We start from the raw sequence: 14,518 nt of genomic DNA on the forward strand, positions 1-14,518 counted from the left end.
AGGCCCCGCGGGGCCGGAGTGGGGGAGTCATGACGGCGGCGACCCGCAACGACGCACCCGTCGCCCTTGCCGGCGACGGCGTGGAGCTGCGCACGCAGCCCATGGGCGGCGGCATGTCCGTCGGCTATATCACCGTTCCTAGAGGCTGAGCGGGAGTGAGTCCTGATGCCAGGACTCATGCTCGGCCGAACGCCCCGGACGGTGTTGGGCGTTCTGGTTGCCCGCGTTCGCTCCGCGTCCGGGCCCGACGGATCGTGTCCGTGGTCCGGGGATGCGGGGGCGGGGTCCCTCACGCTCAGGAACTCCTGGTTCGGCCTGGGCGGTCCGATGCCCCACCGCATCACTCCGGTGCTGTGGGGGCGGTGCCGTCCGTCGCCGGATCGGGTGTCCCTGGGCGCGCCTTCCGATCGCCACGGCGGCAGCGTCGTGGCGAGTGGTCTGACGGATTGCGCTGGTGAGGGGTTTCTGCCAGTACTGGGCACCCCACCGGCTCGTGTAGGCCGGATCGACGGCGATGACCGCGATACCCGTCTGGTCGGCCATCGAGGCCAGCCGGGTACGCAGTTTCCCGGTGGGCATGCCGGAAATCAGTTGCCGGAAGCGTGTCCTGCGGCCGTGTTTCTCCCGGGTCTTCTCGGCGGCGAAGTCCAGGTCCTCCACGGCGATCGCCCTCACGCCGCAGGTGCGGGCCCAGTGCAGGAGGTGGGTCAGGGCATGGCGGACCTGGGCGTCGCGGTGTCCAGCGGTTCCGGTCAGGTCGTAGAAGAAGCGGCGAGGGCTGCCGGTCGGGTTGCCGTGGACATCGAGGCGCCAGGTGGCGAGGTGGTCGGCGTTCATGTCCACACCGATCACGCCGTGGGCGAGCGCGGCCTCGATGGGCAGGGTGGGGGTGGACGGGATCTGCCAGGACGCAGTCACATACCAGCGGTCCCGGCCCGTATCCAGGTGGATGCGGTAGGCGATCGCCCGGTTTGGCCGCGACGCGATCCGCCCGTTCCTGGCCCCGGTGCGCAAACGCGACCTGGCAGCTCAGGACGTACCGTCCGTGCGGAGCGTTCGCCAGATGAGCCAGCGGGGTCGGGAGTTTGATACTCACCTCACCGTCCGGACTGATACGGATCGTCTCGTTGCCGTGGCGCTTGCCGGACTCGCCATCTGCCTGGCAGAACCAGCGCTCCGCTTCCCAGCGCCCACGCCACTGGCCCTCGGTCAGCCCGGCCGCCTGAAGGTAGTGCCGGGTGCGGGCCAGCTGCTTCCCGCCCCGCACGACGTGCACGATCCCCGCCTCGCGGTCGGCCCGCGCGGCAGCCAGCCGCTCCTCCAGCACCCGCAGCCGCCGCGACTTCGCATGCCACTCCCGCGCGGACCGATAGCCCCCGGGGACTCCCCTGGTGCCTTTCTGCCCGATCGGCTGGGACAGCCGGTGGGTGAGGGTGCGGACGCCCGCTTCCAGATTCTGCAGGTACGCCCACTGACAGCGTCGTGCCAGCGCCCACTGGTCATGCGACGCCTTGGTGATACTCCCCGCCCACCGCGACGACGAGGCCGGCGTCAGCTCCCGCTTACGAGCTGCCCACGCCTGCCCGGAATGCTCCAGACCGTCCCGGCAGCGCGCCTTGAGGTCCCTCGAAGCCAGCGACCCCAGATGCGCGCCCACCAGACGCAGTACCGTCTGATCGCCCGGCGCCAGGTTCGTGAGACGGGTACGGACGGCCACACCGCTCGGCCCGGACGCGAGGAACGGCGCCGCGATGCCCCTCAGCTCACCCACCCCGTCACCCCCACCCGAAGAACCCCTCGCCATGAGGAACGAGCACTGCCGGCAAAGGTCACGCATTCGATGAGAGAACGTCAGTTCCCCACGACAACCGACCCGCGACCGAGACACGCGACGCGACCGAGAACAGCAGCGCACTCTTGAACGCACCCCAACGGCAGCAACTCCAACTCCTGCCGGAAGGCACCGACATGGGCCCCGCGCTCAAGGGCCTCGACGGCGACGCCTGCCAGTGCCCGCACCGGGGCTACCTGCTCAAGGGCCGGCTCCGGATGCTGACGGCCGACGGCGAGGAGTACTACGAGGCCGGCCAGGCGTACTACTGGGCGCCCGGCCATGTCCCCGTGGCCGTGGAGGACTGCGAACTCGTGGAGTTTCTCCCCGACCGAGGACTTCGAGAAGGTGATCGACCAGGTCAAGTCCCAGGCGGGATAGGCGTTCCCGGACGCCGCGAGGCACCCGCCCCTGACCCTGGAGGGGGCCGGGCCGCCCAGGTGTCCCGCCCGCTGTCACACCCCGCCGGTACTGTCGGATCATGTCCAGTCAGGCGGGGAGCCAGGGGGCCGGCGAGCGGCGGCTCGCCGTGCTCGAAGGTGTCCTGGAGCGGATCACGTACGCCAACGAGGAGAACGGCTACACGGTCGCCCGGGTCGACACCGGCCGCGGTGGCGGCGACCTGCTGACCGTCGTCGGCGCACTGCTCGGCGCCCAGGTCGGCGAGTCCCTGCGGATGGAGGGCCGTTGGGGCTCCCATCCCCAGTACGGCAAGCAGTTCACCGTGGAGAACTACACCACCGTGCTGCCGGCCACCGTCCAGGGCATCCGCCGCTACCTCGGCTCCGGGCTGGTCAAGGGCATCGGCCCGGTCTTCGCCGATCGCATCACGCAGCACTTCGGCCTGGACACCCTCCAGATCATCGAGGAGGAGCCGAAGCGGCTCATCGAGGTGCCCGGCCTCGGCCCCAAGCGGACCAAGAAGATCGCCGACGCCTGGGAGGAGCAGAAGGCGATCAAGGAGGTCATGCTCTTCCTCCAGACCGTCGAGGTGTCCACGTCGATCGCGGTCCGCATCTACAAGAAGTACGGCGACGCCTCGATCTCCGTGGTGAAGAACCGGCCCTACCGGCTCGCCGCCGACGTCTGGGGCATCGGCTTCCTCACCGCCGACAAGATCGCCCAGTCCGTCGGCATCCCGCACGACAGCCCGGAGCGGGTGAAGGCCGGTCTCCAGTACGCCCTGTCGCAGTCCACCGACCAGGGCCACTGCTACCTCCCCGAGGAGCAGCTGATCGCCGACGCGGTCAAGCTCCTCCAGGTCGACACCGGCCTGGTCATCGAGTGCCTGGCCGAACTCGCCCTGCCCGACGAGGAGTCCGGCGAGCCCGGCGTCGTACGCGAGAAGGTCCCGGGGGAGCAGGGCGAAGAGGTCACGGCCGTCTACCTCGTCCCCTTCCACCGCGCCGAACTCTCCCTCTCCGCCCAGCTGATGCGCCTGCTGCGCACCGACCAGGACCGGATGCCGGCGTTCCGGGACGTCGCCTGGGACAAGGCGCTGGGCTGGCTGAGGACCCGCACCGGGACCGACCTCGCCCCCGAACAGGAGGCCGCCGTCCGGCTCGCGCTGACCGAGAAGGTCGCCGTCCTCACCGGCGGCCCCGGTTGCGGCAAGTCCTTCACGGTCCGCTCGATCGTGGAGCTGGCCCGCGCCAAGAAGGCCAAAGTGGTCCTCGCCGCCCCGACGGGCCGCGCCGCCAAGCGCCTGGCCGAACTCACCGGCGCCGACGCCTCCACCGTCCACCGCCTCCTGGAGCTGAAGCCCGGCGGCGACGCGGCCTACGACAAGGACCGCCCGCTCGACGCCGACCTGGTGGTGGTCGACGAGGCGTCCATGCTGGACCTGCTGCTCGCCAACAAACTGGTGAAGGCCGTCCCCCCGGGCGCGCACCTGCTCTTCGTCGGGGACGTCGACCAACTCCCCAGCGTCGGCGCCGGCGAGGTGCTCCGCGACCTGCTCGCCGACGGCGGCCCCGTCCCCGCCGTACGCCTCACCCGGGTCTTCCGCCAGGCCCAGCAGTCGGGTGTGGTGACGAACGCGCACCGGATCAACGCGGGACAGCACCCCGTCACCGACGGCATGAAGGACTTCTTCCTCTTCGTCGAGGACGACACCGAGGAGGTCGGCCGGCTCACCGTGGACGTGGCGGCCCGCCGGATTCCGGCCAGGTTCGGCCTCGACCCGCGCCGGGACGTCCAGGTGCTCGCCCCCATGCACCGCGGCCCCGCGGGCGCCGGCACCCTGAACGGCCTGCTCCAGCAGGCCATCACCCCGGGCCGTCCGGACCTCGCCGAGAAACGCTTCGGCGGACGGGTCTTCCGGGTCGGCGACAAGGTCACCCAGATTCGCAACAATTACGAGAAGGGCACCAACGGTGTCTTCAACGGCACCGTGGGCGTGGTCACCTCGCTCGACCCGGTCGACCAGCGCCTGACGGTGCTGACCGACGAGGACGAGGAGGTGGCGTACGAGTTCGACGAACTGGACGAACTGGCCCACGCGTACGCGGTGACCATCCACCGCTCCCAGGGCAGCGAGTACCCGGCCGTGGTGATCCCGGTCACCACCAGCGCCTGGATGATGCTGCAGCGGAACCTGCTGTACACGGCGGTCACCCGCGCCAAGAAGCTGGTCGTCCTCGTCGGTTCACGCAAGGCGATCGGCCAGGCGGTGCGCACGGTCTCGGCCGGGCGCCGCTGCACGGCCCTGGACTTCCGGCTCGCGGCTCTGTGAAGCGGTCTGTGAAGAGCGTAGGACGAACGTGAGGGTGCGGCCGCAATGGTGAGGCATCACAAAAAATGATCGATCAAATGAGTCATGTGAGTCACAGAGCCCTTCCGGAAGCGGGTAGGAGAGGGGCAGGATGAACAAGTTGGCGGCACTCAGTGCCGCCGATACGCCCAACGGCCGACCCCGAGTGCACTCTCCTGCGCCAAATGGGGGATGGTAGAGACAGTCAGGGCAACCTCGAAGAAGAGGCACAACGTCGGTGAGGGATGACGTGAGCGACAACTCTGTAGTAGTGCGGTACGGCGATGGCGAGTACACCTACCCGGTGATCGACAGCACCGTCGGCGACAAGGGCTTCGACATCGGGAAGCTCCGCGCCCAGACCGGTCTGGTCACCCTGGACAGCGGCTACGGCAACACCGCGGCCTATAAATCCGCCATCACCTACCTCGACGGCGAGGCCGGCATCCTCCGGTACCGCGGCTACCCGATCGAGCAGCTGGCGGAGCGCTCCACGTTCCTGGAGGTCGCCTACCTGCTGATCAATGGCGAGCTCCCGACCGTCGACGAGCTCTCCGTGTTCAAGAACGACATCACGCAGCACACCCTGCTGCACGAGGACGTCAAGAACTTCTACCGTGGCTTCCCGCGCGACGCCCACCCGATGGCCATGCTGTCGTCGGTGGTCTCCGCGCTGTCCACCTTCTACCAGGACAGCCACAACCCCTTCGACGAGAAGCAGCGCAACCTCTCGACGATCCGTCTGCTCGCCAAGCTCCCGACGATCGCGGCCTACGCGTACAAGAAGTCGATCGGTCACCCGTTCGTCTACCCGCGCAACGACCTCGGTTACGTCGAGAACTTCCTGCGCATGACCTTCTCGGTCCCCGCGCAGGAGTACGACCTGGACCCGGTCGTGGTCGCTGCCCTGGACAAGCTGCTCATCCTGCACGCCGACCACGAGCAGAACTGTTCGACCTCCACGGTCCGCCTCGTCGGCTCGTCCCAGGCGAACATGTTCGCCTCGATCTCCGCCGGCATCAACGCGCTGTGGGGCCCGCTGCACGGCGGCGCCAACCAGTCGGTGCTGGAGATGCTGGAGGGCATCCAGTCCTCCGGCGGTGACGTCGACTCCTTCATCCGCAAGGTGAAGAACAAGGAGGACGGCGTCCGGCTGATGGGCTTCGGCCACCGGGTCTACAAGAACTTCGACCCGCGCGCCAAGATCATCAAGGCCGCCGCGCACGACGTTCTCTCGGCCCTCGGCAAGTCCGACGAGCTGCTGGACATCGCGCTGAAGCTGGAGGAGCACGCGCTCTCCGACGACTACTTCGTCTCGCGCAGCCTCTACCCGAACGTCGACTTCTACACCGGCCTGATCTACCGGGCCATGGGCTTCCCGACCGAGATGTTCACGGTCCTGTTCGCCCTCGGCCGCCTCCCGGGCTGGATCGCCCAGTGGCACGAGATGATCAAGGAGCCGGGTTCCCGTATCGGCCGCCCGCGCCAGATCTACACCGGCGTCGTCGAGCGGGACTTCGTCCCCGTCGAGGAGCGCTGAGCCGTACACCTGGGCCCCGTGTCCGACTCCGGTCGGGTGCGGGGCCTTCGCGTGCCCCGTGAGGGGCGGAGGGCTCCCCAAGGCTCCCCAAGGCTCCCCAAGGTTCCTCAAATGACGGAAGGCGCCCCGGCGCCGGTCCCCCCACGGGCCGACGTCCAGGGCGCCTTCCCATGTCCCGGTGCGGATTCCCCCCACGGGATCCGGCCGGGCGTCTGTGAGAACCAGCGCCTGAATCGCTGTCTTGCCGAACTGCTTCGGTACCGCGTTGAGCAATACGAGCAAAATCACTCGTACTACTACCTGTGTGCGATCTGCCGGGACAGCGCACGCTGGGAGGGCCGCTCAAAGCTCCCCGGTGTACGTGCCCCGGCAACGCATCTCTGGAGAAGTCCCCCAAGACATCTCCAGATGCCAGGAAGCGCCCCCCAAGACGCCGCCTGACATCGTCAACTTAGACCTTCGAACCCCTTCGATGGTTACGTTCGCATCACTGTGATCTGCGTCTCTTGCATATGTCCGATAGATGCGCAAGAGCCCAGGTATGGCGAACGAGACCCAAGCGTAAGGATGATGCGCGAGCCTTGTGAAGAGCTTATGTGAGTGTGGCCCCGGACTCCAGAGGGGGCCCCTCATCGGAATGCCCGCAGCCTGAGCCGCCGCGACCACCGCCTCCGTGCAAGGGTTCGCCCCGCGTCCCTTCGGGGTGCGGGGCGAACCGTGCGACGCGGGCGGCAGTTCAGGCCTTGCCGACCAGCTCGAAGCCGGCCTCGTCCACGGCGGAGCGCACCGCTTCCTCGTCCAGCGGCGCAGCCGACACCACCGTGACCTCACCGCTCGACGCGACGGCCTTCACCGAGCTGACACCGGCGATCTCGGAGATCTCGCCGGAGACGGCTCCTTCGCAGTGTCCGCAGCTCATCCCGCTCACCTTGTAGACGGTGGTGACGGAACCCGCGGTGTCGGTCTGAGCGCTCATCTCGTTCTCCTCGTAGAGGCGGGTGGGGCGGTCGGGGCCCACGGCGGGGCCTCCGCGCATCCACACTATACCCCTAGGGGGTATAAATCCAAGGAGGGTTCCGCGACGCTTCCCTGAGAGGTTCGGGCCGGACGGCGAGGAGAGCGCACATGCGGGCAGTGGTGTTCGAGCGGTACGGGGAGCCGGCCGCGGTACGGGACGTACCGGACCCGGAACCCGCGGAGCACGGGGTGGTGGTACGGGTCGAGGCCACCGGTCTCTGCCGCAGCGACTGGCACGGCTGGCAGGGGCACGACCCGGACATCACGCTGCCGCACGTGCCGGGGCACGAACTCGCCGGTGTGGTGGAGGCGGTCGGCGCCCGCGTGCGCCACTGGCGCCCCGGCGACAGGGTCACCGTCCCCTTCGTGTGCGCCTGCGGAACCTGCGCCTCCTGTGCGGCCGGCGACCACCAGATCTGCGAGCGGCAGACCCAGCCCGGCTTCACGCACTGGGGCTCCTTCGCCCAGTACGTGACCCTGGACCACGCCGATGTGAACCTCGTCACGGTCCCCGACGACATGTCGTTCGCCACCGCGGCCTCGCTCGGCTGCCGCTTCGCCACGGCGTTCCGCGCGGTGGTGCAGCAGGGCCGGGTCGCGGCGGGGGAGTGGGTCGCGGTGCACGGCTGCGGCGGTGTCGGCCTGTCCGCGGTGATGATCGCGGCGGCCTCGGGGGCGCGGGTGGTGGCCGTCGACGTGTCGCCCCGGGCCCTCGACCTGGCACGGAAGTTCGGGGCGGCGGAGTGCGTGGACGCCTCGAAGGTCACCGACACCGCGGCGGCGGTCCGCGACCTGACCGGCGGGGGCGTCCACCTCTCCCTCGACGCCCTGGGCTCACCCGCCACCTGCGCGGCCTCCGTGAACGGCCTGCGCCGCCGGGGCCGCCATGTCCAGGTCGGGCTGCTGCCCTCGCGGGACGGCACCACCCCGGTCCCGATGGCCCGCGCGATCGCCCTGGAGCTCGAACTCCTCGGCAGCCACGGCATGGCCGCCCACACCTACCCGCCGATGCTGGAACTGGTCCGGGCGGGCGTGCTGCGCCCCGACCTCCTGGTCACCTCCACGATCACCCTGGACGCCGCCCCGGCCGCCCTGGCCGCGCTGGGAACGGCACCCGGAGCAGGGGTGACGGTCATCGAGCCCTGGACCTGACCGGGCCCCGCAATCGGCCGGGCCGTGAAACCGGCGGTGCCCCACCCGAAGATGGGGCACCGCCGGATCCTCCGCTGATCAGCACTCTCTTCGGCCCCGGTTGCCCGGGCGGGACGCGACCCACGCCCGGACGGTGTCGGCGTACCAGAAGGGCTTGCCGCCCTCGACATGGTCGGGCGGCGGCAGCAGCCCGTGCTTGCGGTACGACCGCACGGTGTCCGGCTGTACCCGGATGTGCGCCGCGATCTCCTTGTAGGACCAGAGCCTTCGGTCGGTCATGAGGTGCACCTCCCCGCGCGCACCGCGGCGGCGGCCGGGAACGGCCGTCGGGGGTACCGGGCGCTGCGCTGGCGATCACAAAGCCTGTGCCCCGTGAACGACACGGAGTCGGGGCAGGGCAGGGGCTGTGCGCCGGGTGTGACGCAGTACCCGCGTACACGCGACATGTGTGACACGAAGGGGGCGTTTGTGACAGAGGTGACGCAAAGGCGTACGCGGGCTCATGGGCGGGGCGTGTTGACATGCCCGTGTGTGTCGATATGCGGCTCCGCCGCGCGGGCGCGACCGGCCCCAGACGACCCGCACCCGCCGGAGCACGGAACCCGGCGGACGAGTGGACGCCCGGCCCCGCCGCCGGAGGCTTACGCCCCGCAGGACCTCAAGAACGCCCGGGTCCGCTGAGCGATGGGCAACGGCGTATCCGGCTCACACGGATACATGTCCTGCTCGACGATCGCGAACAGCTCCACATCCAGCTTCTGCGCGGCCTCCAGCACGGGCCCCAACTCCGGCACCCCGCTCGGCGGCTCGCACATCACACCCTGCGCCACGGCCGGCCCGAACGGCGTCCCCTTCGCCCGCACGTCCGCCAGGATCTCCGGATCCACCTGCTTGAGGTGCAGATACCCGATCCGAGACCCGTACGTCTCGATGAGCTTCACGCTGTCGCCGCCGCAATAGGCGTAGTGCCCGGTGTCCAGGCACAGCGACACCAGGTCGGAGTCCGTGGCGTCCAGGAAGCGGACGACGTTCTCCTCGCTGTCGACATGCGTGTCGGCGTGCGGGTGGACGACGATCTGCAGCCCGTACTCGTCCCGCACCCGCTGCCCCAGACGCTCGGTCAGCGAGGCGAGGTTCCGCCACTGCTCCGGGGTCAGCGTGTCCGGTTCCAGCACCGCACCGGTCTTGTCGTCCCGCCAGAAGGACGGGATGACGACGAGGTGCTTCGCGCCCATCGCCTGGGCCAGCACCGCGTTGTCCGCGACATGCGCCCAGGTCTTCTCCCAGACGGACTCGCCGTGGTGCAGGCCGGTGAAGACCGTGCCGGCCGAGACCTTCAGGCCACGCCGGGAGGTCTCCTCGGTGAGGACGGCCGGATCGGTCGGCAGATACCCGTACGGCCCCAGCTCGATCCACTCGTAGCCGGACTGCGCGACCTCGTCGAGGAAGCGCCTCCAGGGGACCTGCTGGGGGTCGTCGGGGAACCACACACCCCACGAGTCGGGCGCCGACCCGATGCGGATGCGGGACAGTGAGGGCTGAGGTGACAACGACGTCATGCCGGTCAGCTTCGGCGGGAGCGGCAAGCGCTGTCAAGGTCTGGTCCGAATGTCTGGACAAAACATTGACAGGGCTCGGCGAGCAGGGCTACAAACGCGGGGAGAGCCGAAACGAAGGGAAGCCGATGGGGTACGACCTGATCACCATGGGGCGGATCGGTGTGGACCTGTATCCACTCCAGACCGGTGTCCCGCTGCCGCAGGTGACGTCCTTCGGCAAGTTCCTGGGCGGATCCGCCTCGAACGTCGCCGTCGCCGCCGCCCGGCTGGGCCGGAACTCCGCGGTGATCACCCGCACCGGCGACGACCCGTTCGGCACGTATCTCCACGAGGAACTGCGCGGCTTCGGCGTCGACGACCGCTGGGTCACCCCGGTCCCCGGCCTCCAGACGCCGATCACGTTCTGCGAGATCTTCCCGCCGGACGACTTCCCGCTGTACTTCTACCGCCGTCCCAAGGCGCCGGACCTGGAGATCGACGCCCACGAGCTGGACCTCGACGCCGTCCGTGAGACCCGGATCTTCTGGGTGACCGGCACCGGCCTGAGCGAGGAGCCCAGCCGTACGGCGACCCTGGCGGCCCTCGCCCACCGCGCCAAGGCCGGCACGACGATCTTCGACCTCGACTGGCGCCCCATGTTCTGGAGCGACCCGGACGCGGCCCGCCCCTTCTACGCCGAGGCCCTGAAGCACACCACCGTCGCCGTGGGCAACCTCGACGAGGTGGAGGTCGCCACCGGAGTGCGCGAACCGCGTGCCGCCGCCCAGGCGCTGCTGGACGCGGGCGTCGAGCTCGCGGTCGTGAAGCAGGGCCCCAAGGGCGTCCTCGCGGTGAACAGCGAGGGCGACGAGGCCGAGGTCCCGCCCCTGCCCGTCACCGTCCTCAACGGCCTCGGCGCCGGTGACGCGTTCGGCGGCTCCCTCTGCCACGGCCTGCTCGAAGGCTGGAACCTGGAGAAGATCATGCGGCACGCCAACGCGGCCGGAGCCATCGTCGCCTCCCGCCTGGAGTGCTCCTCGGCGATGCCCACGCCCGACGAGATCGAGGCCGCGATCGCCGCCGGAGCCGTCAAGTGAGCGTCGACATCGCGGAACTCGTCCGCATCCGCGCCCAGCACCCCGAGGCCATAGCGGAGGCCGCCGCCCGGCGCACCCGCAGGCCGCTGCTCAACACGAGCGGCCGGCTGATGATCGTCGCCGCCGACCACCCGGCCCGCGGCGCCCTCGGGGTCGGCGACCGCAAGTTCGCCATGGCCAACCGCGCCGACCTGCTCCAGCGCCTGGTCCTGGCCCTCGGCCGTCCCGGGGTCGACGGCGTCCTCGCGACCGCCGACATCCTCGACGACCTGCTCCTGCTCGGTGCCCTGGACGGCAAGGTCGTCATGGGCTCGATGAACCGCGGCGGCCTCCAGGGCGCCACCTTCGAGCTCGACGACCGCTTCACCGGCCACCGCCCCGAGGACATCGAGCGCCTGAACTTCGACGCGGGCAAGCTGCTGCTGCGGATCTGCTACGACGACCCGGGCTCGCTGACCACCCTGGAGTCCACCGCCCGCGCGATCGACGCGATGGCCGAGCGCCGGCTGCCGGTCTTCGTCGAGCCGTTCATCAGCCGCCGCGACGACACCGGCAAGCTGCGCAACGACCTCTCCGCCGAGGCCGTCACCAAGTCGATCGCCATCGCCTCGGGCCTGGGCGGCAGCTCGGCCTACACCTGGCTGAAGGTGCCGGTCACCGAGAACCCCGACGACATGGCCGAGGTCATGGCCACCTCCACGCTGCCCGCCGTGCTGCTGGGCGGCGAGGTCGGCGGCACCGTTGAGGAGCAAGCCGGCGCGTACGAGAAGTGGCGCGGCGCCCTGCAACTCCCCACCGTCCGCGGCCTGGTGGTCGGCCGTTCGCTGCTGTACCCGGCGGACGGCGACGTGGCCGCCGCCGTGGACACCGCCGTAGGACTGCTGTGAGGGCCGCATGAGCAAGGACCTGTACGTTCCCCGGGGCGCCACGACGGGCGGCGGGTACGTCGTCGACATCGACCCCGAGCGGGCCGGCTGGACGTACTCCAGTCTGCGGATCGTCGAGCTGGAGGCGGGCGGCACACACACGTTCGCCGCCGGGGACAGCGAGTGGATCGTCGTACCGCTGAACGGCGGTTGTACGGTGCACGCGGGTGACGAAGAGTTCCAACTCCTGGGCCGGGAAAGCGTGTTCGCCGGAGCTTCAGACTTCGCGTACGTACCCCGGGACACCCAGGCACAGATCGCCTCCGGCGCGGGTGGCCGCTTTGCTTTGGCAGGAGCGAAGTGCGAGCGACAACTCCCCGCCCGCTACGGCCCCGCGCCGGAGGTCCCCGTCGAACAGCGCGGCAGCGGAACCCAGTTGCGCCACGTGCGCAACTTCGCCTCCGCCGACGCCTTCGAGTGCGACCGGCTGATCGCCGTCGAGGTGATCACGCCCGGCGGCAACTGGTCCTCCTACCCGCCGCACAAGCACGACGAGAACCGGCCGGGCGTGGAAGCCGAGCTGGAGGAGATCTACTACTTCGAGATCGACGGCCCGAACGGTTTCGGCTATCAGCGCGTATCCCCTTCCCGTGAGGGCGGATCGGACGTCCTCGCGGAGGTCCGCTCCGGCGACGCCGTGCTCGTCCCCGACGGCTGGCACGGCCCGTCGATCGCCCAGCCCGGCCACGACATGTACTACCTGAACGTCATGGCCGGACCGGGTGAGCACCGCGAGTGGCGGATCTGCTTCCACCCGGACCACACGGAGGGCTACCGATGAGCATCAGGCTTACGGTCGCGCAGGCACTCGTCCGCTTCCTGGCCGTCCAGTACACCGAGCGTGACGGCGTACGGCAGCGGCTGATCGGCGCCACCTGGGGCATCTTCGGCCACGGCAACGTGGCCGGCCTCGGCCAGGCGCTCGTCGAGTACGGCGACGAGATGCCCTACCACCAGGGCCGCAACGAGCAGTCGATGGTGCACGCGGCCGTCGGCTACGCCCGCCAGTCCAACCGGCTGTCCACGCACGCCGTGACGACGTCGATCGGCCCGGGCGCCACCAACCTGGTCACCGGCGCGGCCCTCGCGACGATCAACCACCTCCCGGTCCTGCTGCTCCCCGGCGACATCTTCGCCACCCGGGTCGCCGACCCGGTCCTCCAGCAGCTCGAAGTGCCGTACGCGGGCGATGTCAGCGTCAACGACAGCCTGCGCCCGGTGTCGAGGTACTTCGATCGGGTGACCCGTCCGGAGGCCCTGATCCCGGCGGCCCTCCAGGCGATGCGCGTGCTGACGGACCCGGTCGAGACCGGCGCCGTCACCCTCGCCCTCCCGCAGGACGTGCAGGCCGAGGCGTACGACTGGCCCGAGGAGTTCTTCGCCGAGCGCACCTGGGTGGTCCGCCGCCCGGGCGCCGACCCGGCCGAACTCGCCGAGGCGGTACGGGCGATCAGGGCGGCGGAGAAGCCCCTGGTGATCGCGGGCGGCGGGGTCCACCACAGCCGCGCCGAGGAGGCTCTCGCCGAGTTCGCCGAGGCCACCGGCATCCCGGTCGCCTCCACCCAGGCCGGCAAGGGCTCCCTGCGGTACGACCACCCGCAGGACGTCGGCGGCGTCGGCCACACCGGCACCGCGACCGCCAACGAACTCGCCCGCCAGGCCGACCTGGTGATCGGTGTCGGAACCCGCTACACCGACTTCACCACCGCCTCGAACACCCTGTTCACCGGCGACGGCGTCCGCTTCCTCAACCTCAACATCGCGGGCCACGACGGCCACAAGCTCGCCGGGCAGCCGCTGATCGCGGACGCCCGCAGCGGCCTGACCGAGCTCACCGAGGCCCTGAGGCCGCACGGCCACCGCGTCACCGACACCTACGTCGGCGAGTACACCCTCGACAAGGAGCGCTGGGAGCAGCGCGTCGACGCCTGCTACGAGGCCGACGAGATCGACGTACGCCCGACCCAGCCGCAGGTCCTCGGCGCGCTGGACGCCCTGGTGGACGAGTCGGACGTGGTCATCAACGCGGCCGGCTCCCTCCCCGGCGACCTGCACAAGCTGTGGCGGGCCCGGTCCAGGGACCAGTACCACCTGGAGTACGGCTACTCCTGCATGGGCTACGAGATCCCGGCCGCGATCGGCGTGAAGATGGCCGCCCCCGAGCGGAACGTCTGGGCGCTGGTCGGCGACGGCACGTACCTGATGATGCCGACGGAGATCGTGACGGCCGTGCAGGAGGGCGTTGCGATCAAGATGCTCCTCATCCAGAACCACGGCTACGCCTCCATCGGCGGCCTGTCCGAGTCGGTGGGCGGCGAGCGGTTCGGCACCGCCTACCGCTTCCAGTCCGACGACGGCACCTACACGGGCGCCCCGCTGCCCGTGGACCTGGCCGCGAACGTGGCCAGCCTCGGTATGCGCGTGCTGCGCGCGAAGACCGTACGAGACCTCCGCGCCGCCCTCGCCGAGGCGCGCGCCGCGGACACTCCCACATGTGTCTACGTGGAGACCGAAACCGCAGACACAGTGTCGGGCGCGCCTCCGGCGCAGGCCTGGTGGGATGTACCTGTGGCCGAGACCGCGACCCGAGCGTCCGCGGTGAAGGCCCGTGAGCTGTACGAACGGCACGTCTCTACCCGACGCCGCCATCTGTGAAGGAGCACTC

At 70.1% G+C, this 14,518-nt stretch carries 10 protein-coding genes and 2 pseudogenes; 8 read left to right on the forward strand and 4 right to left on the reverse strand.

What is annotated here, in order from left to right; genetic code table 11:
• Positions 1 to 138 precede the first annotated feature (138 nt).
• Positions 139 to 1,771: pseudogene (locus K4B79_RS45290) on the reverse strand (IS200/IS605 family accessory protein TnpB-related protein).
• A gap of 179 nt (positions 1,772 to 1,950) precedes the next feature.
• On the opposite strand from K4B79_RS45290, the pseudogene K4B79_RS45295 reads away from it, so the two are divergent.
• The 3 genes and pseudogenes from K4B79_RS45295 to K4B79_RS45305 form a co-directional block, all read left to right on the forward strand.
• Positions 1,951 to 2,212: pseudogene (locus K4B79_RS45295) on the forward strand (hypothetical protein); the annotation flags it as partial.
• Between the two features lie 100 nt (positions 2,213 to 2,312).
• Entirely contained in the window at positions 2,313 to 4,565 is a 2,253-nt protein-coding gene (recD2, locus tag K4B79_RS45300; protein ID WP_232033312.1) for an SF1B family DNA helicase RecD2, read from the forward strand.
• 268 nt (positions 4,566 to 4,833) lie between these two features.
• The gene (locus K4B79_RS45305; RefSeq protein WP_232033313.1) at positions 4,834 to 6,123 is read left to right on the forward strand and encodes a citrate synthase; all 1,290 of its coding nucleotides are present in this window, start codon (positions 4,834 to 4,836) and stop codon (positions 6,121 to 6,123) included.
• A 736-nt stretch (positions 6,124 to 6,859) separates the two neighbouring features.
• On the opposite strand, the gene K4B79_RS45310 is transcribed toward K4B79_RS45305, so the two are convergent.
• A complete protein-coding gene (locus K4B79_RS45310) occupies positions 6,860 to 7,099 on the reverse strand; it encodes a heavy-metal-associated domain-containing protein (protein WP_232033314.1) in 240 nt (79 codons plus the stop codon).
• Between the two features lie 149 nt (positions 7,100 to 7,248).
• Here K4B79_RS45310 and K4B79_RS45315 point away from each other — a divergent pair, with 149 nt between their 5' ends.
• The gene (locus K4B79_RS45315) at positions 7,249 to 8,292 is read left to right on the forward strand and encodes a zinc-dependent alcohol dehydrogenase family protein (RefSeq protein WP_232033315.1); all 1,044 of its coding nucleotides are present in this window, start codon (positions 7,249 to 7,251) and stop codon (positions 8,290 to 8,292) included.
• A gap of 78 nt (positions 8,293 to 8,370) precedes the next feature.
• On the opposite strand, the gene K4B79_RS45320 is transcribed toward K4B79_RS45315, so the two are convergent.
• A complete protein-coding gene (locus K4B79_RS45320; RefSeq protein WP_232033316.1) occupies positions 8,371 to 8,571 on the reverse strand; it encodes a helix-turn-helix transcriptional regulator in 201 nt (66 codons plus the stop codon).
• Positions 8,572 to 8,933: 362 nt separating this feature from the next.
• Entirely contained in the window at positions 8,934 to 9,851 is a 918-nt protein-coding gene (locus tag K4B79_RS45325; protein WP_232033317.1) for a sugar phosphate isomerase/epimerase family protein, read from the reverse strand.
• Between the two features lie 125 nt (positions 9,852 to 9,976).
• Between K4B79_RS45325 and iolC the strand changes: the two genes are divergently transcribed.
• Genes iolC through iolD form a run of 4 tightly spaced genes read left to right on the forward strand, consistent with a single transcriptional unit; the run spans position 9,977 to position 14,508 of the window.
• Positions 9,977 to 10,927 (forward strand): 5-dehydro-2-deoxygluconokinase, encoded by a 951-nt coding sequence (gene iolC / locus K4B79_RS45330; RefSeq protein ID WP_232033318.1) that lies wholly within the window; start codon positions 9,977 to 9,979, stop codon positions 10,925 to 10,927.
• Positions 10,924 to 11,814: a Cgl0159 family (beta/alpha)8-fold protein gene (locus tag K4B79_RS45335; RefSeq protein ID WP_232033319.1), complete on the forward strand. Its 891-nt coding sequence runs from the start codon at positions 10,924 to 10,926 to the stop codon at positions 11,812 to 11,814. The genes iolC and K4B79_RS45335 overlap by 4 nt, the downstream gene beginning before the upstream one ends.
• Positions 11,815 to 11,821: 7 nt before the next feature.
• Complete coding sequence (gene iolB / locus K4B79_RS45340) at positions 11,822 to 12,634, forward strand: 5-deoxy-glucuronate isomerase (protein WP_232033320.1); 813 nt, start codon at positions 11,822 to 11,824, stop codon at positions 12,632 to 12,634.
• Positions 12,631 to 14,508 (forward strand): 3D-(3,5/4)-trihydroxycyclohexane-1,2-dione acylhydrolase (decyclizing), encoded by a 1,878-nt coding sequence (iolD, locus tag K4B79_RS45345; protein WP_232033321.1) that lies wholly within the window; start codon positions 12,631 to 12,633, stop codon positions 14,506 to 14,508. The genes iolB and iolD overlap by 4 nt, the downstream gene beginning before the upstream one ends.
• The last annotated feature ends 10 nt before the right edge of the window (positions 14,509 to 14,518 follow it).

This window comes from Streptomyces lincolnensis, assembly GCF_021173675.1.
Lineage (GTDB): Bacteria > Actinomycetota > Actinomycetes > Streptomycetales > Streptomycetaceae > Streptomyces > Streptomyces lincolnensis_B.